Below are 26731 nucleotides of genomic sequence, written 5' to 3' on the forward strand. Positions count from 1 at the left end.
CATCATAATAAGATTTGTATTCCGATATTTGCGGCATCTATTTTTCAAGAGTGAATATTATATCATACATTTTTCAGTAGAAAAAACAGCACCTCTAAAAGAAGTGCTATTCCGCTCGCCTTGCTGCTTGTTGAATCGGATCCCAAACACTGTTATATGGCGGAGCGTAACTTAAATCAACATCCTCTAAATCATGAATGCTCATTTTATGAAATACGGCCATCGCAATGACATCAATTCGTTTATCCGCGCCTTCTTCTCCAATTACTTGTCCACCAAGTAATTGCTTTGTATCAGCACGATACAACAATTTCACATAAAGTGGTGCGGCATTTGGATAATAACCGGCTATACTTGTTGAATCTACCTTCACCGTTTTATATGGTATTTTTAGTCCGTTCGCTTCTTTTTCACTTAACCCTGTTCTCGCTAGTGTAAGTCCCATAAATTTAATAATACCCGTACCAAGAATTCCTTTAAAAGCTCTTCGTTTATCAACCATATTTAATCCCGCAAGACGCCCTTGTTTATTCGCAGTTGTACCGAGCGGGATATGGTCTTGTATTTCCTTTACAACGTGGTAATGCGTTGCACAATCCCCCGCCGCATAAACATCCTCGACATTTGTTTGCATATAAGCATTTACCTCTATAGCACCTTTTTTATTTTTACGTACTGTTGTTCCTTTAAGAAATTCTGTATTTGGCTGCACCCCAACGGATACTAAAACAAGATCCGTTTTATACGTCCCTTTATCTGTTTCAATCCATTCGACTTTTTCATTTCCTTTAAAGGCTTTTACATTTTCATTTGTTAAAATTTCAATATGGTGTTTCGCTGCTTCTTCATGTATATGTGCCGCCATATCAGCATCATAAATCGTACCGATATGATCATTTCGTTCAATCATTCGTACCTTCTTCCCAAGTTCCACAAATGTTTCAGCTATTTCAAGACCAATTGCTCCGCCGCCGATAATGGTTACTTGCTCAACATTTTGTTCCTGCAGCGTATCCAATATTTTATGAGCATCCGGAATTGTTTTCAGAAGATGAATCCCTTGTAAATCCTTACCTTCCCAATCTGGCATAACAGGCCTAACTCCCGTCGCAATTAACAAGCGATCATACGTATATTGAAATGACTCCTTTGTCTTTGTATGTATACCGTGTACAGTTTTATTTTCAGTATCAACTTTTGTTACTTCATGACTTGTTTTTGCATCAATTCCGTACTTATCACGAAATGTCTTCACATCTCTGGCAATTAATTTTTCAGTAGAAACAATCGCACCGCTAATCACATATGGAAGTCCACACTGTGCGTATGAATAGATTTCACCTTTTTCTAGCGTAACAACTTTAGCATCTTTGTCATTTCTAATAATTTGCATTGCTGCGCTCATACCAGCTGCGTCCCCGCCAATGATTACATAATTCATCCTATCACTCCCTTACTTCATCCATACTCCTTACACTTTCCAGTTTTGCTGTAAATAAATCCTGTTTCTTTATAAGTTTCTTATATACAATATAATGTTTTCTCTCATTGATTTACAAACGAAACCTTCTGTCCAAACATAGCAACGTATGCATGATAATCATTTCACATCAATCATGCTTTTACAGGCCCCCCTGCTCAATAATCTTCTTAAAGAGGTAATACTTGAATAAATAACAATTTTAAAAGGTACATCACCTAGTGAATGTACCTTTTACTTCTAACAAACTGAAAAGAGGATATATGCTATACAATCCCTACTCCTTCGATTTGATAAGCTCAACATTATACGCCTCAATATCATTCAATTCGCCCTTATAATATGGATTTTCTCGATACCATGACTGTTTTAAAAAATAGGCTTGCATATCTTTCGTTTGAAAAATATGTCCATGCCGAGCGTATATTTCATTTCTCGCAATGCGCAATTGCTCTTTCGTTAAAAGGTTTAGCTCTGCACTCGTTAACCTACGAATATGACTATCAGGAAAGAAAAATCCATTATATACATACCTCGTTGTTACTGGCGGTGAAGAAGGTGGTTTCGGTTGTTCTTCTGTTTTTTGTGGAAACGATAATGTATAATATTGGTTTGTTGATATATGTTCCACCTTTGTCCGTTCTTTTCCGCTTGCACCCTCTTTTTCTAAATAGATAGAGACGCTCCCATCCGTAGCTACCGGCCCCCACTTAAACTCTTCCCCAGTCAGTGTCGTAATCGGTTTCTGATTGGCGTATAATGTTGCTCCTGCTACATTTGTTTGGATTGTAATATAATGACCTTTTAATGAAAGGTCCACCGTTACATTATTTTGATTTTGCTTCATAAGTACAACCTTTTCTTCACGTGTTAACTTCACATAATCATTTTTAAACTCTGATTGAAATGTTTGAACACCAGGAAAAAATGGTCCATACTGCTTTTCAAACATTTTATCAGTTGCCTTATCTAATTCTTTCCCATTTACCTTTAACAACGCACCTTTTTCATCCGTAAGAAGTGATGTATAATACGTTTTTGCTTTTAACTTATATCGATCAAATAGAAATAAGTATTTTCCATCCTTCGTTAATACAAAGTCTACCTTTTCTACATCATTTCGCTTCTTCTTTTGTTGTTGAATAGAGCCTTTTAAATCATTCACATAAGATGGGAGCTCTTTTATATATGCAAATAACGGTACCACGCTCTCCTTATCTATTACAAATTGTGGATCATCTGTTGTCACAATTTCAATAAATTTCTCTGCATCTTTTTCTTGTAAGATCGTAATCATTCTATCAATTTGCGCTTCTGCAGAATAATACTTTGCCCCATACATGTAAGCACCGCTTAAGCTAAGAATAAGAAGAATAATAACCCCAATCCATATTTTCTTTGCTGTACTCATCTTCCTTCGCATATGGGATTCCTCATCGTTTCTTCTCGTTCCACAACTTTGACAAAACTGCACACCGTTCATTAATTGTGAACCACATTTTGTACAAACTTTCATCCGTTCAGCCACCTTTTTAGTAGAAGCCTGAGAAACTTCCAGTTAAGGTATTAATGATTGTTTGGATATAAGACCAAAGGATAATCCAGCTTGCAATTGAAATCAAAATATTTGCAACAATAAGCGTATATACCGGATCTAATCCACCTCGGTCTAACTTAACTATTGAAACAATCATACATACGCTCATCCACGATACAGCAACCCCTAAAAAGAAGGCTGCTAAAAAAATTGTTAAAAAGCTAAATAAAAGTGCAATAACAAGTATAGCGACAACTGGTGTCGATACCGTCCCCCAAACACCTAATGTTTCCAAAAAGGAAAAAGATGATTTCATCAACTTTCCACTTACAAAAACAATAAATCCAACAAAGAGAGCTAGAATTAATAAAAAGAAAAAGATTTTAACAGATTCTCCAAAAAATGAAGGTGCAGGTACTTCAGGTGCAAATCTCGTTGCTACCGATGCAGCCTGACTCATCATTCGATAAAACATACAAGCAAATAAAAAACAAATAAGAACAAGACTGATCATCCCATTCCTTACCTCAATATGTCCACTTTTCATAATTGCTGACGGAGCTTTCAATGCATTTTTAAAGAATTGAAAGTAACCACTTGCCAATTGCTTTGCTTGCGCTACCTTTTCATTCGGAACCGTTTCCTGCGCAGGTGCCGACCGAGCCAACTGCTGTTCCCCTTGTTCCGTCGCCTGATCTGTCAGTGCATGCCCACAATTCCCACAAAATTTCGCTTCATTTGTATGCTCGGTGTTACATTTTGGACACGTCATGTTTTCTCTCCTCCTTAGCATGTATCTTCTAAGCTGTTACAAATTCAATATATGTACGAGGAGAGGAAACATGACTACAAGAATCTCGCCCTTCTTTCTAGTAACATTTTGACAAAAACCTTTCTATCTATATACAATATGAAAAAGCTTATACGCCATAAAGTGAAACTTTAATCAGCGGGGGTTTTCTTCATCCCCCACTGATTATCAGCCCGCACCAATCGGGCTTTTACGGGCAGTTTATCTCCCACCTAACTTCTTTGCTCCTGCCGAATTTTGAAGTGGGAGTATTACTGCCCGCAAATAGCGGGATAAAAATAATAGATTGGACAAAAACTATGGAACTTGTACACTCACTTTTTCAAATCTTTATTACTAGTTTCGTGCAACTATTCTCTTTAATCGGTATCATCATTTTGGTTGGTTTTCTATTAGGTTATTTAGAATCTCTTACACGAACATATTGGACGAGAGCTTTTGGGAGAAAAGGCTTCCTTTTATCCGCATGGATCGGTGTCCCTATCCATGAACTTGGTCATGCGATTATGTGCATCCTATTCAGACATCAAATCGTAGCAATGCAACTCTTCCCAACCGATACAAATAACGGTTATTTAGGTTATGTTAAACATCAATATAATCAAAGAAGTATCTATCAACGAATAGGAAATTTCTTTATCGGAATTGCTCCTATTTTCTCTGGAATGACCACCTTGCTTCTTCTCATGTATTATTTTGTACCACAATCTTATTCGGTCTTTATGCAAACCCTTGAAACAAATACACAAACTGCTTCTATCAATATCGATATGTTGCAAAATATTTTTGTATCGTCATTTCTCTTATTAAAAAGTCTTTTTACGATTAGTAACCTTTCTACACTTTCCTTTTGGCTGTTTCTTTTCATCGCGATTTGTATCTCTGCACATATCGCCTTGAGTAAACCGGATATAGAAGGTTCATTAGATGGTGTGATTACGATATTTATCGTCTTGTTCCTATTTAATACGGTAGCAACTTTGTTTCATTATGATAGTAATCAGTTGATAGGAAATGTGGTGAAATATAATATGTATGTACTTGCTTTTTCAAGCATCGCGATACTATTTTCATGTATTGCTACACTCATAAGTTATATTTTCTACAAAATTAAAACAGCTAGTTCAAGATGAACTAGCTGTTTTGCTTAATTTCCTCCTTATAATTACACTGCTCTACTGGAACACGCGCATGCCCCTCTTCATCTGTACACCAAGACTGCGATTGAAATGCGAGGAAAATTCCAATCCACTTTTCCTCTTTCTCAAAGTGGATGAATATCCCACCATCTTGCCAAACACCATCATCACTCTTCCACTTCTCCACATTTCCTTGATTCATATGAATATCATGTATGCCGTTACCAGGAGTAAAGTGGAAATATCTATCAGGTGTATCATGTTCTGGGCCCCACCGTTCTCCAAATGCATATATAGTTGCCTTTTCGTCTATTGCTCGTTTTATATAATGCTCTATTTTCTCATTTAAATCATTATCTTCTCCTGACTTTTCAGGCGGCAAAGGAATCATCTGCTTTGAATCAAATAGATTTCCTCTTACATAATCCAGTGCAATCTCTGGCTTATTATTTTTAATTTCAGTAAAACCAAAAGGTAATGTCGGTAAAATCGTAATCGCTTCTGATTTTATATTTTCACTTGCAAAATATAGTACTTCTGATGGATAACTTTGTGATTTCACATTAATAGCAATCCGATAATCTACTCCTGATTCATCTTGCAAATGCACTTGATAATGAGGTGTTTTCCCTTTTCCAATCATAGATTGTACCGCTATACCTTTTAGAACACCGTAGTTTTTTAAGGGCATGGGATCATCTCCTCTTCATATAATAGAAACACTTGTTCTTTTATACATTATCCACGGAAGAACAAAAATCCTCCTAAAGCAGAGGATTTTTTATTTCCATATATACCACCCGGCAACTTCCACCACCACAATCAACACCGCTCCAAAAATCATAAGCGTTGTCTTTTTTAATAGTTCATTCTCACGAAATGGAATATTACATAAATAGGCTCCGAGCGTAATCCGTGACGGACAAGCGATTGTCGCTACAGATGATGCTGTGTTTTGCAACGTTGTCACATATTGCCACGGGAGCCCTACATTTTGCGCTGTTTGCATTTGTAGTTTAATAAACATCGCATTTGATCCTGCGTTACTTCCCGTCAGAAAACCACCAATTGCACCGATGAACGGAGCAACAAAGACAAACAATGTTCCAAATGTATTTCCTGCTGCTTCCGCTAACAACGTGTGCATACCTGCTGCACCCATTAATTCTGAAATAGCAATGAACATTGTCGTTGTAATCGCAAATGGTATCCATTGTTTAACCGTTTGTGATAAAGATTGCTTTATAACAGTAGAAGGAATACGGAAGAAAACAATGGTAAATAAACATGTAACCCCAAGCCAAAATCCCGGTGAATATAATAATGCTAGTTTGTAAGAGTACGCTGGCAAATCAAGAACTGCATAAGATTGCAGTGTATGATGTAACGATGGAATGAGACGAGAAAGCAAAATACAAACGGTTAAAAATAAATAAGGGCTTATAATTTTTACGATAGAAACTTCTCGCTGCATCGTTGCGGCATGCTCTGATACAAACTCCCTTTGTTGCCTCGCTGTCATTTTAATAAGAAGAAAACCAAATGTAATAGTAACGATTGAGCTTAAGATTCCCGCCAATTCAACACTTACGTATGCATTAGAAAGATAGATTGATATCGAAAATAAGAGAAAAAAACCGGACCCTTCCTTCCATTTTCCCTTCACAGCTTGCCAGCCGCCAACTACATACAAAGAGAGGAAAATAAAGTATGCAAAAAAAGGAATGCTTAGTAATGCTGTACTCGATCCTAAGTTTACTAATGGCATATCGATAAGCTGAGATCCAATAATCGTTCCCGTTGCCATCGCTCCCCAGGAACTCGCCAATAAACCGATAAACGATAATAAAACTGCTTGCAATGGTTTATAACCAAGGGAGAGAAAAATAGGAGCAGCCACCATAAAACCAATTCCAAATCCGCTCACTGATTCAATAAGTGGACAAATTCCAAAACACATTAAAAGCATTTGTAACAACCGATCATGTGTAACTTGTTCGATAAAACGTGCAACTTGGTCGATATACCCCATTTTGTTCATGAGGTGAAATAAAAAAATTCCAAAAAACAGAACATATCCTACAATAAAACATATTAATCCACCCTTAATTGTTGCATGCACCACCTCATCTATGCGCAAGCGAAACATTGGTGTTAGTAAAACGATTCCACCGCATACCGCATAGGAAATTAACGAAGCTTTCAGAGATGTTTGTTTAAAAATAAATAGACAAATAAAAATCATCATAATTGGGATAAGTGCTAACAATACAGCCATACCATCATCTCATTTCTTAAAAGATACAATTGCATCTATTATATAACAGTTAACAGAATATTCAATTCATTTTATAACATCTCAAATTTCTTAATGTGCTGAAGTATTCAAAACATGTTACACTACAACAAATTATGTTTCGGAAAAGGAGGCTATACATATGAACAAAGAACAATTTTGGCAACTGATTTCAGAAATGAACGCACAAGAAGAAACAAGTGAATGGTTAGTGGAACAATTAGCTTCGCAATCTGAAAATGAAATTACAGACTATGAAATCCATTTCCAAACTGCTTTCAAAGAGTCTTATACATCTTCTCTTTGGGCAGCTGCCTATATTATTTTTGGTGGATGTTCCGATGATGCATTTGATTACTTTAGAGGTTGGCTCATTGCATGTGGACAGGAAGTATTTGAATCAGCCATGCAAGACCCTGATAATCTAGCAAACTTAATTCCTGATTTCTTTGAAGAAGAGGAATTAATTCCAGAATGCGAAGAAATGTTAATGGTAGCCCTTGAAGCTTTTTCTTTAAAAGAAACAGGCGATGCAGAATGGAACGACGATATTTGGGATAAATTTGATTCCTTATTAGATGAAAAAGGGCACGATTCAACTATGCCTGACATTGGATTTGATTGGGATGAAGATGATGAAGAAGGACTAGCAACACGTTTTCCAAAACTATGGGAGCGCTTTGGTGAAAATCCGTTACTTTAATTAAAAATAACACCTTTAAAGAGGCTGAGCATAAATCAAATTTTCGACTTATCTCTCAGCCTTATCATATCTTTATACTTATTGAGCCACAGCTGGTTTGTTTTTTCTCATAGCTCTCATGGATTCGGCTACTTTAACCATCATGGAACATTCTACCCTCTTACGAAAAACGTCACAACTGAAATCATAGATTCCATTGATGGAGCCGGTTGCGTGCAGCGCATTGGCAGGGCAACCGCCACTGCAGTATAGTTTTGCCCAACAGTCCTGACATTCTGGCTTCGAGTAGCAGTTGCTCTCTTTAAATTGACATTGCATCTCTTGTTTTGTAATCCCATCCCAGATGTTTCCCATACTGTATTCGTTATCCCCGACGAACTGGTGGCAAGGGAAAAGCTCGCCCCATGGTGTGACAGCGAGATATTCGGTTCCTGAGCCGCATCCCGAAATTCTCTTTTGGATGCAAGGGCCTTCTGAGAGGTCAAGCATGTAATGATAGAAAGTGAAGCCATTACCTTCTTCCTCACGCTTTAGCATTTCCTTAGCGAGAATTTCGTACTGGTTATAAATATCTGGAAGGTCCTCTTCGGTGAGTGCATACGGTTCCCGTGGATTACAGATAACCGGTTCCATCGAAAGCTTGTCGAAACCAAGATCTGCGATATGAAAAATGTCATTGGTGAAGTCAATGTTGTTGTGCGTGTAGGTTCCGCGCACATAGTATTCTTTATCTCCACGTTTTTTGACGAATTTCTGGAATTTCGGAACGATATAATCGTAACTTCCCTTTCCAGTTACTGTTTTCCGAAGGTGATTATGAACTTCTTTTCTTCCATCAAGACTCAATACGACATTGTACATTTCTTTATTCAAAAAATCAGTGATTTCATCGTTTAGCAACATCCCATTTGTAGTAAAGGTAAAGCGAAACGTTTTTTTGTACTCTTTTTCTTTACTTCTTGCGTAAGCGACAATCTGTTTTACAACTTTCCAGGCCATAAGCGGCTCTCCGCCAAAGAAGTCAATATCGAGGTTCCGGTGGTGACCGGAGTTTTCCAATAAGTAATCAATAGCTCTTTTACCAACCTCATAACTCATAATCGCTCTACTTCCATTGTATTTTCCTTGGCTGGCAAAGCAGTATTCACATGATAAGTTACATGTATGCGCAACATTGAGACAAAGGGCCTTTACATAAGTTTTGCGATTTGTTAAATCAATTGAGAGACTCTTATATTCATCCTCAGTAAAGAGTTGTCTATCATTTTTTAGCTCTTCAATATCTGCAATAGTTTCTCGAATGTCCTTCTCAGAGATATCGGAATCATGTACGTATTTTTCTAGCATCATAGTTATGATTTCTTCTGCAGCAGTAGTCTCATATAGTGCGATGATTTCATAAGCAAGGTCATCGACAACATGTACTGATCCACTGTAAGTATCGAGTACGATGTTGTATCCGTTTAGTTTATATTGATGAATCATAGCTAATAATCAAACTCCTTTTATCTATAAAGTAATACTTCCGTTAATCGAGCTGTTACTTCTTGTTCATGCGGAATAAAAATGACCGCCCATCCTTAAAACAGTTGGGCGGTACCTTTCTTTTTTTCTATCTGTTCATTGTGTTTTCACATTTTTGATTCGCAACTCCGCAAGACGTCTTGCAGGCTGATTGGCAAGATGTTTGACATGCACCACACCCACCATGTTTTACTGTATCTGTCAGTTTACGAGTACTTAGTGTTACAATTCTTTTCATAACATATCATTCCTTTTATAAAATATTTTTAAGAAACAAGCTTAATCTTTGTGAACGTTTTCACATTCAAAACTACAATTTGTGAATAAATTCACATTAATCCCAGAAATAATTTTAACAACACCTTTCGTTTACGTCAATTATTCGTGACGTTTTCGTGCTACAGAAATCCTACTCAATTGTGCGTATCCTTTTTATCGTGATGTGAAGGACCTTAAAGAAATTCCAGCCGAAATACATGTGAAAATGGGGCATAGTCTAGCATTAAACCTCAGACTATAACCCATTTAACTAGTTATATAGGAAATGTCCATCGCGAAAATAAAGAAATATACTTTATGAGTTTTAGAAGAACATAAACACTTTATTAAGGAACAAATCAGAACGTTAAAAGCTACGTATGAGATGCTTGAACATAAAGTAGAGGCCCCCTTCACAGGCAGCCCCTTCTTATTATTTCACTGCACCAATCAGCTCACAAATTTCATCCTGCTCTCCCTTTTCTAATAGCTCAATTACTTTACTCCCCACAACAACCCCATCACACACAGCAATCATTTCCTCGATGTGCTCAGTCGTTGAAATCCCAAATCCCGCAACTACTGGGAGATGAACGTGCGTTTTTACTTTTTCTAAGTAGCTATGAATCTCTTTTTTGAAGTCCTGTCTAGCGCCCGTAACACCTGCTACTGTTACCGCGTAGACGAACCCTTGTGATTCTCTCGTAATCTTTTCAATCCGTTCAACCGGACTCGTTACCGTAACAAGTGGAATTAAAGCAATATTTGCATCACGAAGGAGCGGTGCAATGATATTTTGCTCTTCATACGGCAAATCTGGAACGATAATGCCATCTACACCAGCCTCCAAACAACTTCCTATAAACTGTTCTTTGCCAAATGCCAAAATCGGGTTTAAGTATGTCATCAGTACAAATGGAATTGTTACTTCTTGTCTTACTTCCGCTAATGCTTGAAAAATTCCTCTAAGCGTTGTTCCACTATCTAATGCTCGTTTTCCTGCCCTTTGAATTGTAGGTCCATCTGCAACCGGATCAGAAAATGGAATACCAATTTCAACAATACTTGCTCCTGCTTCATCTAAAAAACGAATTTGTTCTTTTAACTTATCTAACCCCCCATCTCCTCCCATTACATACGGGATAAATGCTTTTTTTCCATCTTGAAACGCTGCTGTAATTCTTTCTACTCCCATTTTCTACACCTCTTCCATATAACGTTTTATACTTTCAACATCTTTATCACCGCGGCCTGATAAACAAATGACAAGTCCTTCATCTCGCTTCATTGTAGGAGCGAGTTTTAATGCATATGCTACAGCATGCGAGCTTTCTAATGCCGGGATAATTCCTTCTTTTTTCGTTAGCAACTGGAATGCAGCCAGCGCTTCTTCATCTGTAATGGAGTGATAGGAAACACGGCCAATATCTTTTAGCAGACTATGCTCTGGCCCAACCCCTGGATAGTCGAGCCCTGCTGAAATGGAGTGTGCTTCCTGAATTTGTCCTTCTTCATTTTGAAGGAGGTACATCATCGAACCATGTAAGACGCCAACACTTCCTTTTGTTAAGGTTGCGGCATGTTTCTCTGTATGAACCCCTTTTCCAGCTGCTTCGACTCCGTAAAGAGCAACTTCTTCATCGTGTACAAACGGATAAAACATTCCCATTGCGTTACTCCCGCCGCCAATGCAAGCAACAACTGCTTCTGGTAATTTTCCTTCTAATGCTTCATATTGCTTCTTCGTTTCTTTTCCGATGACACTTTGAAAATCACGTACAATTTGCGGGAATGGATGCGGCCCAAGAACAGATCCCATAATATAGTGCGTATCGTGCACATGTGCAACCCAGTAACGAAGCGCCTCGTTTACTGCATCTTTTAGCGTTCCACTACCTGCTGCAACACTTTCCACTTTCGCTCCTAATAGTTCCATTCTGAAGACATTTAACTTTTGTCGTTTCACATCCTCTTCTCCCATGAAAATGACGCACTCCAAACCAAGTAAAGCACATACCGTCGCTGTTGCTACTCCGTGTTGTCCAGCCCCCGTTTCAGCTACAACTTTTTTCTTACCCATTCTCACTGCAAGAAGTGCTTGCCCAATTGTATTGTTAATTTTATGAGCCCCTGTATGATTTAAATCTTCACGCTTTAAATAGATCTTTGCACCGCCGCAATACTTTGTCAGGTTCTCTGCAAAATAAAGCGGTGTTTCTCTTCCGACGTACGTTTGTAAATAATGATCCAATTCTTGTTGAAACAATTCATCTTGCATCGCTTCTTTATATGCTTCTTCTAATTCTAAAACAGACTGCATAAGTGTTTCTGGAACGTAGCGTCCTCCGTATATACCGTAGTGACCTTTTTCATCTGGATATGCGTACTTCATATTGAACACTCCTTCGCTTTTTTAATAAATTGTTTTATTTTCTCGCTATCTTTCTTACCATCTGTTTCTACGCCGCTACTGACATCCACCATATATGGCTGAACCATTTCAATTGCCTCTGCAATATTTCCAAGATGCAACCCGCCGGCTAAAATACACTTTTTACGAATTTCATTTGGCATCTCATCTAACAACTTCCATGAAAATGCTTTACCATTTCCACCATGAAACTTTTCTTTCGGGCTATCAAATAAGAGGAAATCCGCTTCATAGCCTAGTGATTGTTCTATATCTCCACTCGAATGTACGCCAATCGATTTTATAGACGGAATATTCAATCTTCTAATATGATGGTTCCCTTCATCCCCATGCAGTTGTACATGTGATAAACCACAATCATTTACGATTTTCTGGATGACTTCTACCGATTCATTTACAAACACGCCAACCTTCATGACATCAGCTGGAATATTCTCGATAATCTGTTTTGCCTTTTCGGGTGTAATTTCTCGTTTGCTTTTCGCAAACACAAATCCAATGGCATCCGCGCCATATTCACAAGCAAGTTTTGCTGTTTTAAGATCAGTAATGCCGCAAATCTTTACTTTCATGTCGTCACCTTCAATGATTGAAAAAAGTCTCCGACAGAAGGTGCCGTCATAAGTGCTTCCCCAACAAGAATGCCTTTTGCACCAGCCTGCTTCACACGCATGATATCTTCTTTCGTATGAATACCACTTTCACTAATCCAAAGTCTATTTTCCTCATTTAATCGTTTCCCAAGTTTTTCTGTCGTACCTAAGTCCACTTCAAATGTTTTCAAGTTACGATTGTTTATTCCAATCACATGAGGGTTTAGTTCTAGTGCCACCTCTAATTCGGCCTCGTTGTGGACTTCTACAATTGCCTCTAGCCCTACTTTTTGCACATATGCATATAACTCTCGTAGTTTTTCTTCTGGTAGTGCAGCGACAATCAGTAAAATAAGATCAGCTCCCGCTTCATACGCACGGTCAATTTGAATCGTATCGATGATAAAATCTTTACATAGAAGCGGAATATTACTATGTGCTCTCCCTGTTTCTAAATCATGAATCGATCCTTTGAAAAATTGTTCATCCGTTAAAACTGAAACAGCTCCGGCACCACACTCTTCATACACTTTCACTTGTTTCGGGACATCTACTTGTAAATTGATATCACCTTTAGATGGCGACGCTCGTTTCACTTCTGCAATAACTGTAAATTGTTTCAGTGCTTCCACAAGTGAGTAAACCTGCCTTTTTTCTTTCACTGGTGTATATGTTTTGTATAACTCTTCTACTTCTTTTCTCTTCTGCTCAACAATCTTATCTAAAATGGTTCCCATTTAGTTCACCCTCTCCAATCTTTTATTACTAGCTGCAATTAATACATTCAGTTTCCCTAACGCCTTTCCAGAGTCAATACTATGAGCTGCTAACCCGATGCCTTCTTCAATCGTCTCTGCTTTTCCATTTGCAAAAAGTGCAAGGCCTGCATTGAGTAAAACCGTATCACGGTATACACTCTTTTTCCCTTCTAATATTTGCAGTGTAATATTCGCATTTTCTTTTGCATTCCCGCCTCTGATTTCTTCATTGCTTACCCGAGAAAACCCATACGTTTCTGGAGTAATGCTCTCTTCTATAATCTTGTTATCTTTTAAAATCACCACATGATTTTCTCCTTGCAGAGATGCTTCATCTAAAAATCCACTTCCATTTACAACAAGCGCTTGCTTTCTACCAAGTTTTTGCAATACCTCTGCTACTGGCAACAGCATATCTCGTTTGTATATCCCAACAAACTGCGTTTCTAAATCAATCGGATTAGTAAGCGGGCCGATTAGATTAAAGATCGTCGGTACATTTAGTTCTTTTCTTATTTTCATAATTCGTTTCAGCCCTGGATGCATCGCTGGTGCGAATAGAAAAGCAATCCCTACTTTTTCTAATAAATAATCAATTTCTCTTGGCGTACACGTAATATTTACACCGAGTTCTTCTAATAAATCTGCACTTCCTGTTTTACTAGACACAGCGCGATTTCCATGTTTTGCAACCTTTACACCAGCCCCGGCAAGCACGAAAGCAGATGTTGTACTAATGTTGAATGTTTGCGCTCCATCTCCGCCCGTTCCGCAATTGTCCATCGCTCCTTTTATATGACTTGCAAATGGTAATGCCTTTTCCCGAAGAGCACGAACAAGGCCGTATATTTCATCCGAAGTTTCACCTTTTGCCTTTAATAATGCTAAAAAAGCAGCAATTTCACTTTCTAATATATCTTCACTTAAGAGTGCAAGGCCTGCTTCGTACATTTCCTGTTCCGTTAAGTGTTGTCCATCAACTAATTTCCGAAGATAACTGTTCATACTCGCTCCCCCTCTTTCACATTGGCTAAAAATGCACGTATTAATTTCCCGCCCTCTTCTGTCGCAATTGACTCCGGATGAAACTGAAGTCCGAAGAGTGGATAATAATTATGGCGAACTGCCATAATCTCCTCATCATCCATCGCTGTCGCTAATACATCGAAACACTTTGGAATCGTCTGTTTCGCCGCTACAAGTGAATGATAGCGCATCGCAGTTAATGGCTGCGTGACATATGAAAATATCGATGTGCCGTTATGTTTTACACGTGATGTTTTCCCGTGTTTTATATGCTCTGCCCTTACAATTTCACCGCCAAATGCCGAAATAATCGCTTGGTGTCCGAGGCAAATGCCAAGAATCGGAATTTGTTTATAAAAATGCTGAATCACCTGGATGCAAACTCCAGCACCTTCTGGTTTTCCAGGTCCTGGTGAAAGAATAATTGCTTTTGGTTTCATTTCTTCCAGTTCTTGAATCGTCACTTTATCATTTCGCAGTACAACAATTTCTTCCTCATATGCCCCTAACAATTGATATAAGTTATAAGTGAATGAGTCATAGTTATCGATGAGTACAATCATTTCATTACCTCCAGTAGCGCTCTCGCTTTATTTAACGTCTCCTCATATTCAGAGGTTGGATTTGAATCATAGACAATCCCAGCTCCCGCTTGCACATATGCTTTTTCGTCTTTTACAACCATTGTGCGAATCGCAAGCGCCATATCAAGGTTTCCAGAAAAGGCTATATATCCAACTGCTCCGGCATACACATTTCTTTTTTCCGTTTCTAATCCATTTATAATTTCCATCGCCCTAATTTTCGGTGCCCCGGATACAGTACCCGCTGGCAAACAGTAAGCTAATGCGTCAAAACAATCCATATATTTCCGTAATATTCCAGAAACTTCAGATACAATATGCATAACATGCGAGTACTTTTCAACTTTCATATACTTATCTAACTCAACAGAACCGACTTCGCTCACCCGTCCGATATCATTTCGCCCCAAATCTACAAGCATCATATGTTCCGCACGCTCTTTCTCATTTGCTAAGAGCTCCTTCGCTATCTCTTCATCCTCCGCTTTTGTTTTTCCGCGTGGCCTTGTTCCTGCAATTGGATTTGTCATCACCTTATCATCTCGCACGGAAAGTAAACTTTCTGGTGAAGAACCAAGTACAACATAATCTTGGAAATCAATATAAAACATGTATGGTGATGGATTTGCAATCCGAAGTTTGCGATATAAGACAAATGGATTGCCTATAAACTCACTTTGTAATCGCTGAGATAATACAACTTGAAAAATATCCCCAGCTCGAATGTATTCTTTTGCCTTCTCCACCATTTCGCAAAACTTTTCTTCTGTTATGGAAGAAGTAAAGGATAAAGAAGACTGAATTTCTGTCACTTTTTCTTCCTCTCCATTTAAGACATTTTGTTTATATGCCTGTAATCTCTCGTGAACTTCTTCAAAAGAGTCCGTATCCTCTTCCCTGCATACATATACAAACGATAGTTTCTGACGTAAATGGTCATATACAATAAACTCTCGGTACAGTAATACATGAACTTCCGGAATATTTATTGGGTCAAACAATTCTTCCCCAATATCTTCATATTGCCGAATCACATCATAACCAATATATCCAACTGCTCCACCGCAAAATGGAAATGGGCTTTCTACCTCCGATGGCGCAAGGACCTTTTTCAATGCTTGTAATACATTCTCTTCTATCTGCCTAGTACTACCATTTATCGTAATCTCTACTACCGGGCCAATACTTTTGACTTCTCCGTATGGATTACATCCTAAATAGGAATAACGACCTTTATCTTGATGGAGCTGCGAGCTTTCGAGTAAAAATTTTTTCTCACCTTTCAGTTGGCGATATAAAGCAATCGGCGTCACACTATCTCCTTCTTCTTCATCGATTACTAAAAATGTCTTTCCTTGTTCCTTTTGCATGTTAAATTGTTCTTTCGTTATCATGACTGCCACCTCACTATTTAAAATAAAAAAAGTCCCCTACATATCGAAATATGTAGAGGACGATAAATTTACCGTGGTACCACCTCGTTTGGATGCATAAAGCATCCCACTTTATTCAGGTACAAATATATACCTTATCCTTGTAACGGCGGAACCCGGGTTGCCTACTTATAGCTGTTCAGCATACCTCTCGTAAGCCCATTCCGCATATGGCACCGCACCGGGTTCCCACCTATCCCCGGCTCTCTGGAACGTCTCCAATATACGTACTCTTCTTACTCAACGATTTAGTTTATTTACTTATTTTTATACAAAGTGTTCAAAAAGTCCGGTAAAGATAGCTGTCGCATTTCTTCGTTACGTCGCCAGTCCGGTACTCATGTAGTTCTATCTACACTCCGTATCCTCCTTTTTGAACATAATTTATACACAAAAAGGGAGTACTCATCCTATAAAAAGGACGGGTACTCCCGTGGTGCCACCTTAATTCGTTACAAATGTAACGCACTTTGCCGTATCCAAAATGAATACGTGTCTCTTGTATCGATGAGATCATGTCGCCAAAGCCTACTTCTTTCGGTTCGGTTTGGAAGCTCCGAAGGCCATTCCATATTCATCCCATACTGATTCGCACCAACCATCAGCTCTCTGACATGTTCCAAATATGTACTCTTCTTCATCAACGCTTGCATTTTTTTAAGTTGCACTCATTATAGTCCCTTCTTTTTTCACAAGTCAATACTTTTTAAAAATTTTTATTTATTTCTTCCTGTAATATTATATTGACAAAATAACCGGTTTCTATGTAAATATAATAAATACTCTATTAAAATGAATGTTTTTTGTCAGAAAATTATATATTCTAAAAATAAATCGATGTCAAAAAACGCTTACATTTCAGAAAATTCGTATTTGTATATGGATTTTCTGAAATAATCATGATAGATTATAAATATGCAAAATTCATCAAAAGACATTACAAAAGGAAGGGGAACTACATGAGTACGCAGATGTTAATTTTAACTTCTATCTCTATTTACATGCTCGGGATGTTAATTATCGGCTATTTTGCTTATAAACGCACATCCAACTTAACAGATTATATGCTTGGCGGGCGTACACTAGGCCCCGCAGTAACAGCATTAAGTGCTGGAGCATCTGATATGAGCGGTTGGCTTTTAATGGGTTTACCCGGTGCAATGTTTAGCGTTGGATTAAGTAGTAGCTGGATTGCGATTGGCCTAACACTTGGCGCATACGCAAACTGGATCTATGTCGCTCCTCGCTTACGTACCTACTCTGAGATTGCAAACAACTCTATCACGATTCCGGAATTTCTAGAACACCGTTTCCATGATACATCTCATATGTTACGCCTTGTATCTGGACTAGTTATTATGATCTTTTTCACATTTTATGTAGCTTCAGGATTAGTTTCAGGCGCTGTATTATTCCAAAATTCATTTGGCATGAACTATCATGTTGGATTATTCATTGTTGCCGCAGTTGTTGTAGCCTATACATTATTCGGTGGCTTCTTAGCTGTGAGCTGGACAGACTTCGTGCAAGGAATCATTATGGTAGTTGCTCTTATTCTTGTTCCAGTCGTAACCATTATGAATGTAAACGGTCTTGGACCTGCATTTGATACGATTCAATCTATCGATCCGACATTATTAAATATTTTTGAAGGCACTTCTGTATTAGGCATTATTTCATTATTCGCTTGGGGCCTTGGTTATGTTGGACAACCTCATATTATCGTTCGTTTTATGGCGATTGCTTCTGTTAAAGATATCAAAAGCGCACGCCGAATTGGTATGAGCTGGATGATTTTCTCTGTTGTCGGAGCTATGTTTACAGGTCTGATTGGTATTGCTTACTATTCGAAAGCAGAATTAACACTATCGAATCCAGAAACGATTTTCCTAGAACTAGGGAAAATTTTATTCCACCCGCTCATTACTGGATTTTTATTAGCAGCGATTTTAGCAGCGATTATGAGTACAATCTCTTCTCAGCTTCTTGTTACTTCAAGCGCAGTAACAGAAGACTTATATCGAACATTCTTTAAACGTTCTGCATCTGATCGTGAGCTTGTGTTTGTTGGTCGTATGGCAGTTCTTGGCATTGCACTTATTGGTTGTGCATTAGCATTCAAACAAAATGATACAATTTTAGCACTTGTTGGATACGCTTGGGCTGGCTTCGGTTCTTCGTTTGGACCTGCTATTTTACTAAGTTTATACTGGAAACGTATGACAAAATGGGGCGCACTAGCTGGTATGATTGCCGGAGCTGCGACTGTTATTACGTGGACACAATTTAAATTTTTAAAAGATTTCCTATATGAAATGATTCCAGGATTTGCTGTTAGTTTAATTGTAATTATAATCGTAAGTTTACTAACAAAACCTTCGAAAGAAGTAGAAAAACAATTCGAGGAATTTGAGAAAATCGCATAATATGTTGTGAACCTCTGCTTTGACTATAAAAGCAGAGGTTCTTTTCTTTTATCCCGCACTTCGACAATTTTCTCTTTGAAATTAACAATTTCTTTATGTTTCGTTAAATTTACCATAACACTTATTCGTTATAGTAATAGTATCACTTATACAGAAAGGAGATTTTAAAATGATGGCTTCACTACAACACCAAAATTCAAAAAAATTATCGCTTATTACAAGTGCTCCTTGTCCAAACATACAATCAAAACCTCAAATTTCAATCGCTCCTTCTGTTGTATCTGTAATTGGTGTGCATATTCAAAAAGATAAATTAAAAATAAAAGTAGGACAAAACGCTGCATTATCTGCTTTTGTTCTCCCAATTCAAGCAACAAATCAAGAACTTATTTGGACAAATATGAATCCTCACGTCGTAACAATTCATGCAGACAAGAATAAAGCGACCTTAACCGGAAAAAATCCTGGACGAGCTGTTATAATCGTAACAACTGCCGAAGGGAAATTTCGTGATTTATGCGTTGTTCATGTTCAGCCTTTTATCACAAATCCAAAATAACACCCTTTGTTTTCGTGCATGTAATTCTTTTTATAAATAAGAAGAGTGGCCCTTGAGACCACTCTTCTTATTCATGTATTAAGTTATTTGCTACTTCAATTTGTGGATGGGTGCTTTTTATAAGAGATACGAATCGCTTCGTATCACGCGGAGAAAGAAGTTCTGTTTCAAATTGGGAACCATATAGTATTTCAAGCCTGTCAAAGGACAATGCTGGAGTTGCTAATGGATTTTTTGTTTTTGAAATTTTTCTTATCTCTTTGATTACAATTCTTTTTTTCATTGGTCCATATCGAATGATCAGCTGTTCATCTTCTACTCTGTAACCCGTTATAAACCAGCTCCAAATGAGCAGAATTGCAAAAGGAACCGTAAAAAATAGAAGGAAATAATCTCTCCCAGCAATAAATGGAGCAAAACAAGCAGCGACTGCCACTAAGTAAATTGGATATAACCATGCAGATTTTTTTGATGGAAAGTACATATACAACCACCCCATACCCATTATATACCAATTTCTTTATTAACCACTAGTAATTATTTATAAAAGAATGCGGTCCGAATGCAGAAGTTACCTTTTTTAGGAGGTATTTTTTAAACCCTTCAGTGCATTGAAAACTACCGGTCTATAAACCCAAATTTTAAATATACTTTGCAACCATACCTCATGAACTGACCTAATATCTACAATCAGCTAGTTTTCTTTACCTGCTTGTGGAAACTGCTCTCCAGAAATCTCCTGTAATGTTTCAGTATGAACGAACATGTTCACTGTTGGCATTTGTACTTGATTCTTATGGAATATAGACATGAGTTCAAATCTTACTTGTCTGGAAGTTTCAAAATACTCTTCAGGTTTAACCAAGCCTACAATACAAAATTCGTACCCAACGTATTTAAGATTTGGATTTAAGTCTGTAATACCAATATATTTAAATGGTTCAACAGCCTCGTCCTCTATCCTATATAGACTTTGATCCAATTTTTCATTGCAAGTAACACTTACTTGTTCTAACAATTCCTTTATTTTTGTAGGATCTTCCTGATAACTTACCGTAATCCGTTCAATAATCCGCATCCGGCCTTTATTAAAATTTTGTATCATTCTAATCTCTCCATGTGGGATGGTAAGGAGTTTTCCCGACCATTCACGAATTTGCATAAAGCGAATACTAATTTCCTCAATGGTACCTGAACTTGTTCCGTTAAAAGTAACAAAATCGCCGACACGAAACTCTTTGTCCGTTAATCTTGCGAACCCTAATATAACATCTTTGAGCAGCTGTTGTGCAGCAAAACCGACGACAACTCCGGCAATCCCTGCACCTGCAAGAAGACCTTTTATATCTACAAATTGACTAATTAGATAAAAAACAAGAGTGATTACAATTCCATATCTAAAAATTGATCGAATTACACTTTGAACCGTCTGTTCTACTTCTTCATCAAAAAAGCTGGACTTCCTAAAGAACCAATCAATAATACGGTTTGTGATAAAGGAAAAAGTCATGAGGGCCAAAGCAAATAGTGTAAACCTTAAAAGTAAAAACTCCCTTACATAATTAAAAAATTCCTCAGTAAAAGTTAATAAATTCATCCATCCACTTCCTTAAAAATGAAAATTTCATGCAGAGCTAATTTATTCCGCACTAACTGCCCGTAAAGGCCCGATTGGTGCGGGCTGATAATCAGTGGGGGATAAAGAAAACCCCCACTGATTAAAGTTTCACTTTATTTCAATTACTTTTTAATCATCTCAAAATTTCTTCGAACATCACCTGTTACCTCGGCCTTACATATTGTTTCCTTCACTATGTATTTTGATTTTCATTCCCAGTTCCCCTTCAACAATATGGCCCTTTAATAGAATAATATAGCTGACATTTTAAAATGCCTTTACTGTAAATGTAATGATTTTATTAGTATTACGCAACAAAAAGGCGATCTTCACTCGTTCTTTCTCTTTACTTTCACTTGACATAGAGCTAAAAAAGCAAAGTTTTTTCAATTTATATACAAAAAAGCTGTTAGGATTCCCCCTAACAGCCTACTCATTATCTATACACACTACAGTTCTTGCGTAAATGCTGCATTTTGCACTCGTTCTTTTTGCACACTTTTTTGCTGTTGCAATAAGAAAATAAACACACCGCATAATACGAGAACGCTGCCGATAACTTGCATACCATTCAGTTTCTCACCTAATAAGAAAAACGCAAGTACCGATGCTCCAACAGGCTCTCCTAAAATACTCATTGAAATCGTTGTAGCATTCACATAATTTAATAGCCAGTTATTAATCATATGTGAAGCTGTTGGTACAATCGCAAGTAACAGGAAAATCCACCAGTCCCATGTAGAATATCCTGTAAACGGTACACTCATTATGACGTTATAAATAGCGATAAAGATTCCCGCAAATGCAAACACACTAAAGCTATAAATCCAGTGCGAAACTTTTTTTACTGTTGTTTGCCCAATGAATAAATAACCAACAACCGCAATGACACTTAAAAAGGATAAAATATCACCAAATATCGCTTCTCTGCTTAATCCTAAATCTCCCCATCCAATGCACATTACACCAAGGATCGCAATCCCCATTGTGGCAATCGCTGAATAAGTCGTTCTTTCTTTAAATAGAAAAAAGCCTCCAACTAATGATACGATTGGCTGAAGCGCTAAAATGATAGTCGAACTAGCAACAGTCGTAAACTTTAAAGATGCAAACCATAAAAGGAAATGCAGTGCTAAAAAGAATCCTGATCCTATCAAAAATAGCCAATCTCGCCCTTCAATTCCGCGAAACTCTTCACGTTTTTTCCAAACAATCGGAAGCATAAAGATTACAATAATCCATAAACGATACATGCTTAAAATTGAAGATGGCGCTGAGGACATCTTAACGAAAACCGCTGCAAATGAAATGGCTATAATAGAAACTGCTAATGGTAGTGCAATTGATTTTTCTTGTTTCAAAGTTGTTTTACCCCTCTCCCTGTAAAAATCCCCACTTCATTATATATAAATCCAATTTAATCTTTCAACATATAAATCACCGTTACGAAAAACAAAAAAGAAACTTTAATCAGTGGAGGTGTGCTTCATCCCCCTTACCAATCAGGCTTTTACAAGATAAATACTAATTTTTTAGATTCTTCCTATCATTATGGTAAAATATAAAATGAGAAACACGCATATTTTTTATTTAGGGGGATCATACATGAATCAAGCAATCGGGAGAATTGAAGAACTTTCATTTTACAGTACATCACTTCAAGAAGACGTTACGCTTCTTGTCTATTTACCAGTTAATTATACGCCGCTGCACAAGCATACCGTTGTCATTGCACAAGATGGCAGAGATTATTTTCAACTTGGTAAAGCGCACCGCGTAATTGAACGTCTTCGTGAAAATGAAGAAATTGACCGAACAATTATTGTCGGTATTCCATATAAAAATGTTCACGATCGTAAAGAAAAATATTTTCCAAACGATGTAAAAAATGCGGCATACATTCGTTTTCTTGCCCATGAACTCGTTCCGTATATCGATGAAAACTATCCAACATATCAAATGGGCAAAGGTCGTGTGTTAATCGGGGATTCTCTAGGTGGTACAGTTTCCTTTATGACAGCACTTATGTATCCGCATACATTCGGAAAGGTCGTTATGCAATCACCATTTGTTGATGAAACAGTACTTCATTTAACAAAAGATTTCACACAACCACAAGCACTAGAAATTTACCATGTAATCGGGACAGAAGAAACTGCTGTAAAAAGAACGGATGGACAAGTTTCTGACTTTGTAGAGCCAAATCGCGAGCTACATGCATTACTTACAAACAGAAAATTCATCACACATTACGAAGAATTTGAAGGCAATCATACGTGGAAATATTGGCAAAATGATTTACCAAAAGCATTTTCTTATATTCTATCAATGAAATAATAGGAAGCAGTATTCAGAATTATTTGATATAATAAGAAAAGAGATTTGTTTTTCTCAAAATCTAACTAGACTTACAAAGGGAGGAATTTAAAGATGAAACTAGGCATTGTAATTTTCCCATCAAAAATGATTCAAGATAAAGCGAACGGATTGCGTAAGCGTTATGATCCACATTATGCATTAGTTCCGCCACATATCACATTAAAAGCACCCTTTGAGGCACCAGATGAGCAATTAGAAGCAATTGTACAAGAATTGCATACAATCGCAAACAAAACAAATCCGTTTACCCTTCATGTTGGAAAGGTAGGCTCATTCGCACCAGTTAATAATGTTCTTTATTTCAAAGTAGAAAAAACACCTGAACTTACATTGTTAAATGAAGAAATGCATAAAGGATTCTTCACACAAGAGCGTGAATATGCATTCGTACCACATTTAACAATTGGACAACATTTATCAGATGCAGAACATGCTGATGTATTAGGTCGCTTACGTATGAAAGATTTTTATTATGAGCAACCAATCGATCGTTTCCATCTTCTCTATCAATTAGAGAACGAAACATGGACAGTACATGAAACATTCCATATTGGAAAGGGGAACAAATAATTGCAAGCACAAATCGTACAAACAGACGAGCAACTAAGAGATGCGTTCTCTGTACGTAAACAAGTCTTTGTTGAAGAACAACACGTATCTGCTGAAGAAGAATACGATGAGTTTGAAGAAACTTCTAAACACGTCGTTATATATGATGAGGATGTTCCAGTTGGAGCAGGTCGCTTTCGCATCACCCAAGGCATCGGGAAAATGGAGCGAATATGTGTTCTTGCTTCCCATCGCAAAAAGGGCGTCGGAAAAATCATTATGGATGCACTCGAAGCATATGCAAAGGAAGAGGCTCTGCCAAAATTAAAGCTTCATGCGCAAACACAAGCTGAACCTTTTTATAAGAAACTTGGATATGAAACTGTTTCTGATGTATTTATAGAAGCGGATATACCACATGTTGTGATGATAAAAGAAATATGATTTCCTAAACAGGAGGTAACCCCCTCCTGTTTTTTACATTGCTATTTTCTTTTTCTTCCGCTAAAGTTAAAAGTTGATGCTATAGTTTTGAAGGTGAATGTATGACTCAAGAAAAATTTTCTCAAAAAACATTAACGCACACTAGCGCTCCGCAGGCAACTTATCATATTCCAAAAACCTCTGTCAATTTAATTATAGAGAAGGATAACGATGCGGCTTATTTCCGCGCTTTGGAACAGCAAGGTGTGTATTTAAATGAAAAACAATTAGAAGCAGTCCGAACGACAGAAGGCCCTGTTCTTACATTAGCTGGAGCTGGAAGCGGGAAAACATCCGTTTTAACAACGCGCGTTGGCTATTTAATCAATGTAAAACATGTTCATCCACGCAACATTTTATTGCTTACGTTTACACAGAAAGCTGCTGAAGAAATTCGAAGCCGCGTCGCAAGTTTACCTGGTATGAACCGTGCTGCAAGCCAGTATGTTGTCGCAGGTACATTTCATTCCGTCTTTTTAAAATTACTTCGCAGTCAAGGATATAACCAGCAGATTTTAGCAAATGAAAAACATAAACAAATTATGATAAAGAAAATCTTGAAAGAATTGCGTTTAAAAGACGATTACGACGCTGAAACAATGCTCGCAATGATTTCACTCGAAAAAAACAAATTGAATCGTCCAAAAGATGTACAAGCAAAAACGCCTGTTGAACAAGAGTTCCGCGAAGTATATGAACGTTATGAAGATGTAAAACAGAGATATGGTTATATAGACTTCGATGATATCTTACTAGAAACATTCTACATGCTTGAAAATAACGCACCCTTATTAACGCAATTGCAAAATAGATTCCATTACATTGAAGTTGATGAATTTCAAGATACGTCGTATGCACAATATGAGATTGTAAAACTGTTAGCCACGCCGCGAAATAATTTATTTATCGCGGGTGATGATGATCAAGCCATCTACGGCTGGCGCGGTGCAAGTCATCAAATTATCTTATCATTCCCAAAAGAATTTGATAACACAACCATCATTGCTCTCAATACAAACTATCGATCGAACCCATTTATCGTAGGACTTGGAAACGAAGTCATTAAACTCAATCAAGAGCGCTTTAAAAAAGAATTATATTCCGTTCATGAAGAAGGTATCCAACCATTTTACGCGCGCCCTGCAACGACTCTTGATGAAGCAAATCAAATTCTGCAACTCATTCAAGATAAAGTAGCAAGCGGCGAGCGATCATACAAAGACTTTTGTTTGCTGTACCGTACGCATTCCGTAAGTCGTTCTTTACTCGATCAGCTTACCATTCATAAAGTCCCGTTTATAAAACATGGCGCAAGTCAATCGTTCTATGAGCATTCTTTAATTAAACCCGTACTCGATCAGCTGCGACTCGCATATGAACCATTTCGAATCGAATCGCTCGCAAGCATATTGCCAACGATGTATATTGGCCGCGATGAATGTATCTCATTTATTGAACGTGAACAGTGGAAATACGGCGAAGGAAGATTCCCTTCCCTTCTACATTTCCTATTACTAAATCCGAGCTTAAAGCCATTTCAAGTCAAAAAAATAAATGAACGAATTGACTTCATAAAATTCATTAAAGAATTAGAACCAAAGAAAGCATTAAAAGAAATTATTAAGGGTAAAGGGAAATACTTAGAATACTTACAAAGTAATGATCGTTCTTCCTTTACGATGCATAAAGACATCCAAGAAGAAATGCTCGAGGAACTCATGGAATCAGCAACTCGTTTTACTGATATTCCCGCTTATTTAGAATTTATTCGTGCAGCGATTCAAAGCCAAAAAGAAATGGAAGCATTAAAAACAATGCACGAAAAAGACGCCGTATCCCTTATGTCCATTCACAATGCAAAAGGACTGGAATTCCCATGTGTCTTTTTACTTGGAGCAAGCGATGGCATACTGCCTCATTCTTCTTCTTTAAAAGACGCGAATGACCGTGTAACTGATACTTCTGAGGCGTTAGAAGAGGAACGAAGGCTTATGTATGTTGCCATTACGCGCGCAAAAGAAGAGCTTTATATTTCCTCCCCGCAATTTTTTAGAGGAAAAAAATTAGATATATCGAGATTTTTATATATTGCACGAAAAGATGTACCAGAAAAATCAGCACCTTAATGAAGTGAACCCAAAAAG

At 37.5% G+C, this 26731-nt stretch carries 25 protein-coding genes and 2 other annotated features; of the genes, 8 read left to right on the forward strand and 17 right to left on the reverse strand.

All coding sequences use genetic code 11. The features are described from left to right. Positions 1-106: 106 nt before the first annotated feature. The 3 genes from CN373_RS11515 to CN373_RS11525 form a co-directional block, all read right to left on the reverse strand. Positions 107-1441 carry an FAD-dependent oxidoreductase gene (locus tag CN373_RS11515; protein ID WP_098359392.1) on the reverse strand — a complete coding sequence of 445 codons (1335 nt, stop codon included), beginning with the start codon at positions 1439-1441 and terminating at the stop codon, positions 107-109. Between the two features lie 316 nt (positions 1442-1757). Beyond that, entirely contained in the window at positions 1758-2996 is a 1239-nt protein-coding gene (locus CN373_RS11520) for a TcaA 3rd/4th domain-containing protein (protein WP_098359393.1), read from the reverse strand. Between the two features lie 16 nt (positions 2997-3012). Continuing rightward, positions 3013-3789, reverse strand: a complete 777-nt coding sequence (locus tag CN373_RS11525) for a zinc-ribbon domain-containing protein (protein ID WP_098359394.1) — start codon at positions 3787-3789, stop codon at positions 3013-3015. A gap of 338 nt (positions 3790-4127) precedes the next feature. Here CN373_RS11525 and CN373_RS11530 point away from each other — a divergent pair, with 338 nt between their 5' ends. Further along, positions 4128-4961, forward strand: coding sequence for a hypothetical protein (locus tag CN373_RS11530; RefSeq protein ID WP_098359395.1), 834 nt, complete (start codon positions 4128-4130; stop codon positions 4959-4961). A gap of 1 nt (position 4962) precedes the next feature. Here the strand turns inward: CN373_RS11530 and CN373_RS11535 are convergent, their stop codons facing one another. Together CN373_RS11535 and CN373_RS11540 are read right to left on the reverse strand one after the other, a co-directional pair. Further along, on the reverse strand, positions 4963-5658 hold the full coding sequence (locus CN373_RS11535) for a DUF2278 family protein (protein ID WP_098359396.1): 696 nt from the start codon (positions 5656-5658) through the stop codon (positions 4963-4965). 90 nt (positions 5659-5748) lie between these two features. After that, positions 5749-7245: an L-lactate permease gene (locus CN373_RS11540; protein WP_098359397.1), complete on the reverse strand. Its 1497-nt coding sequence runs from the start codon at positions 7243-7245 to the stop codon at positions 5749-5751. A gap of 160 nt (positions 7246-7405) precedes the next feature. Here CN373_RS11540 and CN373_RS11545 point away from each other — a divergent pair, with 160 nt between their 5' ends. Continuing rightward, a complete protein-coding gene (locus CN373_RS11545) occupies positions 7406-7966 on the forward strand; it encodes a DUF4240 domain-containing protein (protein WP_098359398.1) in 561 nt (186 codons plus the stop codon). A gap of 78 nt (positions 7967-8044) precedes the next feature. Here the strand turns inward: CN373_RS11545 and scfB are convergent, their stop codons facing one another. The 9 genes from scfB to trpE all read right to left on the reverse strand — a co-directional run bounded on the left by scfB (position 8045) and on the right by trpE (position 16534). Beyond that, entirely contained in the window at positions 8045-9451 is a 1407-nt protein-coding gene (scfB, locus tag CN373_RS11550; protein ID WP_098359399.1) for a thioether cross-link-forming SCIFF peptide maturase, read from the reverse strand. A 127-nt stretch (positions 9452-9578) separates the two neighbouring features. Further along, entirely contained in the window at positions 9579-9728 is a 150-nt protein-coding gene (gene scfA, locus CN373_RS11555; protein ID WP_079999468.1) for a six-cysteine ranthipeptide SCIFF, read from the reverse strand. A gap of 453 nt (positions 9729-10181) precedes the next feature. Then, positions 10182-10943 (reverse strand): tryptophan synthase subunit alpha, encoded by a 762-nt coding sequence (gene trpA / locus CN373_RS11560; protein ID WP_098359400.1) that lies wholly within the window; start codon positions 10941-10943, stop codon positions 10182-10184. 3 nt (positions 10944-10946) lie between these two features. Further along, a complete protein-coding gene (gene trpB / locus CN373_RS11565; RefSeq protein WP_098359401.1) occupies positions 10947-12140 on the reverse strand; it encodes a tryptophan synthase subunit beta in 1194 nt (397 codons plus the stop codon). Then, positions 12137-12751, reverse strand: coding sequence for a phosphoribosylanthranilate isomerase (locus CN373_RS11570; RefSeq protein ID WP_098359402.1), 615 nt, complete (start codon positions 12749-12751; stop codon positions 12137-12139). Before CN373_RS11570 ends, trpB begins: the two co-directional genes overlap by 4 nt. Further along, on the reverse strand, positions 12748-13509 hold the full coding sequence (gene trpC / locus CN373_RS11575) for an indole-3-glycerol phosphate synthase TrpC (RefSeq protein WP_098359403.1): 762 nt from the start codon (positions 13507-13509) through the stop codon (positions 12748-12750). Before trpC ends, CN373_RS11570 begins: the two co-directional genes overlap by 4 nt. Further along, on the reverse strand, positions 13510-14535 hold the full coding sequence (trpD, locus tag CN373_RS11580; RefSeq protein ID WP_098359404.1) for an anthranilate phosphoribosyltransferase: 1026 nt from the start codon (positions 14533-14535) through the stop codon (positions 13510-13512). Continuing rightward, positions 14532-15119 (reverse strand): aminodeoxychorismate/anthranilate synthase component II, encoded by a 588-nt coding sequence (locus CN373_RS11585; protein ID WP_098359405.1) that lies wholly within the window; start codon positions 15117-15119, stop codon positions 14532-14534. The genes trpD and CN373_RS11585 overlap by 4 nt, the downstream gene beginning before the upstream one ends. Next, complete coding sequence (gene trpE / locus CN373_RS11590) at positions 15116-16534, reverse strand: anthranilate synthase component I (RefSeq protein WP_111901869.1); 1419 nt, start codon at positions 16532-16534, stop codon at positions 15116-15118. Before trpE ends, CN373_RS11585 begins: the two co-directional genes overlap by 4 nt. 52 nt (positions 16535-16586) lie before the next feature. Further along, positions 16587-16826 (reverse strand) — a binding site (T-box leader). Positions 16827-16987: 161 nt separating this feature from the next. Next, positions 16988-17226: a binding site (T-box leader), on the reverse strand. Positions 17227-17532: 306 nt separating this feature from the next. On the opposite strand from trpE, the gene putP reads away from it, so the two are divergent. Then, complete coding sequence (putP, locus tag CN373_RS11600; RefSeq protein WP_098359408.1) at positions 17533-18999, forward strand: sodium/proline symporter PutP; 1467 nt, start codon at positions 17533-17535, stop codon at positions 18997-18999. Positions 19000-19168: 169 nt separating this feature from the next. Then, complete coding sequence (locus CN373_RS11605; RefSeq protein ID WP_111901868.1) at positions 19169-19558, forward strand: Ig-like domain-containing protein; 390 nt, start codon at positions 19169-19171, stop codon at positions 19556-19558. 67 nt (positions 19559-19625) lie between these two features. On the opposite strand, the gene CN373_RS11610 is transcribed toward CN373_RS11605, so the two are convergent. From CN373_RS11610 to CN373_RS11620, 3 genes are all read right to left on the reverse strand, one after another. Next, a complete protein-coding gene (locus CN373_RS11610) occupies positions 19626-20042 on the reverse strand; it encodes a PH domain-containing protein (RefSeq protein WP_098359409.1) in 417 nt (138 codons plus the stop codon). A gap of 210 nt (positions 20043-20252) precedes the next feature. After that, a complete protein-coding gene (locus tag CN373_RS11615; RefSeq protein WP_098359410.1) occupies positions 20253-21155 on the reverse strand; it encodes a mechanosensitive ion channel family protein in 903 nt (300 codons plus the stop codon). Positions 21156-21625: 470 nt separating this feature from the next. Then, positions 21626-22537, reverse strand: a complete 912-nt coding sequence (locus CN373_RS11620) for a DMT family transporter (RefSeq protein WP_098359411.1) — start codon at positions 22535-22537, stop codon at positions 21626-21628. A 244-nt stretch (positions 22538-22781) separates the two neighbouring features. Between CN373_RS11620 and CN373_RS11625 the strand changes: the two genes are divergently transcribed. The 4 genes from CN373_RS11625 to CN373_RS11640 all read left to right on the forward strand — a co-directional run bounded on the left by CN373_RS11625 (position 22782) and on the right by CN373_RS11640 (position 26713). Further along, on the forward strand, positions 22782-23513 hold the full coding sequence (locus CN373_RS11625) for an alpha/beta hydrolase (protein ID WP_098359412.1): 732 nt from the start codon (positions 22782-22784) through the stop codon (positions 23511-23513). Positions 23514-23606: 93 nt separating this feature from the next. Further along, complete coding sequence (locus tag CN373_RS11630; RefSeq protein ID WP_000765861.1) at positions 23607-24125, forward strand: YjcG family protein; 519 nt, start codon at positions 23607-23609, stop codon at positions 24123-24125. Continuing rightward, the gene (locus CN373_RS11635; RefSeq protein ID WP_098359413.1) at positions 24126-24548 is read left to right on the forward strand and encodes a GNAT family N-acetyltransferase; all 423 of its coding nucleotides are present in this window, start codon (positions 24126-24128) and stop codon (positions 24546-24548) included. A 101-nt stretch (positions 24549-24649) separates the two neighbouring features. After that, positions 24650-26713: an ATP-dependent helicase gene (locus tag CN373_RS11640; protein ID WP_000191215.1), complete on the forward strand. Its 2064-nt coding sequence runs from the start codon at positions 24650-24652 to the stop codon at positions 26711-26713. The last annotated feature ends 18 nt before the right edge of the window (positions 26714-26731 follow it).

The sequence above is a fragment of the Bacillus cereus genome (genome assembly GCF_002561295.1).
GTDB lineage: Bacteria > Bacillota > Bacilli > Bacillales > Bacillaceae_G > Bacillus_A > Bacillus_A cereus_S.

Coding starts and splice junctions, on each gene's coding strand:
- CN373_RS11515 (WP_098359392.1), bottom strand. CDS start 1,441: ATGAATTATGTAATCATTGGCGGGGACGCAGCTGGTATGAGCGCAGCA.
- scfB (WP_098359399.1), bottom strand. CDS start 9,451: ATGATTCATCAATATAAACTAAACGGATACAACATCGTACTCGATACT.
- trpA (WP_098359400.1), bottom strand. CDS start 10,943: ATGGGAGTAGAAAGAATTACAGCAGCGTTTCAAGATGGAAAAAAAGCA.
- CN373_RS11610 (WP_098359409.1), bottom strand. CDS start 20,042: ATGTACTTTCCATCAAAAAAATCTGCATGGTTATATCCAATTTACTTA.
- CN373_RS11640 (WP_000191215.1), top strand. CDS start 24,650: ATGACTCAAGAAAAATTTTCTCAAAAAACATTAACGCACACTAGCGCT.
- CN373_RS11520 (WP_098359393.1), bottom strand. CDS start 2,996: ATGAAAGTTTGTACAAAATGTGGTTCACAATTAATGAACGGTGTGCAG.
- CN373_RS11545 (WP_098359398.1), top strand. CDS start 7,406: ATGAACAAAGAACAATTTTGGCAACTGATTTCAGAAATGAACGCACAA.
- CN373_RS11570 (WP_098359402.1), bottom strand. CDS start 12,751: ATGAAAGTAAAGATTTGCGGCATTACTGATCTTAAAACAGCAAAACTT.
- CN373_RS11525 (WP_098359394.1), bottom strand. CDS start 3,789: ATGACGTGTCCAAAATGTAACACCGAGCATACAAATGAAGCGAAATTT.
- CN373_RS11535 (WP_098359396.1), bottom strand. CDS start 5,658: ATGCCCTTAAAAAACTACGGTGTTCTAAAAGGTATAGCGGTACAATCT.
- CN373_RS11625 (WP_098359412.1), top strand. CDS start 22,782: ATGAATCAAGCAATCGGGAGAATTGAAGAACTTTCATTTTACAGTACA.
- CN373_RS11530 (WP_098359395.1), top strand. CDS start 4,128: ATGGAACTTGTACACTCACTTTTTCAAATCTTTATTACTAGTTTCGTG.
- CN373_RS11630 (WP_000765861.1), top strand. CDS start 23,607: ATGAAACTAGGCATTGTAATTTTCCCATCAAAAATGATTCAAGATAAA.
- CN373_RS11585 (WP_098359405.1), bottom strand. CDS start 15,119: ATGATTGTACTCATCGATAACTATGACTCATTCACTTATAACTTATAT.
- CN373_RS11605 (WP_111901868.1), top strand. CDS start 19,169: ATGATGGCTTCACTACAACACCAAAATTCAAAAAAATTATCGCTTATT.
- trpB (WP_098359401.1), bottom strand. CDS start 12,140: ATGAAGTACGCATATCCAGATGAAAAAGGTCACTACGGTATATACGGA.
- trpC (WP_098359403.1), bottom strand. CDS start 13,509: ATGGGAACCATTTTAGATAAGATTGTTGAGCAGAAGAGAAAAGAAGTA.
- CN373_RS11540 (WP_098359397.1), bottom strand. CDS start 7,245: ATGGCTGTATTGTTAGCACTTATCCCAATTATGATGATTTTTATTTGT.
- trpD (WP_098359404.1), bottom strand. CDS start 14,535: ATGAACAGTTATCTTCGGAAATTAGTTGATGGACAACACTTAACGGAA.
- CN373_RS11615 (WP_098359410.1), bottom strand. CDS start 21,155: ATGAATTTATTAACTTTTACTGAGGAATTTTTTAATTATGTAAGGGAG.
- scfA (WP_079999468.1), bottom strand. CDS start 9,728: ATGAAAAGAATTGTAACACTAAGTACTCGTAAACTGACAGATACAGTA.
- putP (WP_098359408.1), top strand. CDS start 17,533: ATGAGTACGCAGATGTTAATTTTAACTTCTATCTCTATTTACATGCTC.
- trpE (WP_111901869.1), bottom strand. CDS start 16,534: ATGATAACGAAAGAACAATTTAACATGCAAAAGGAACAAGGAAAGACA.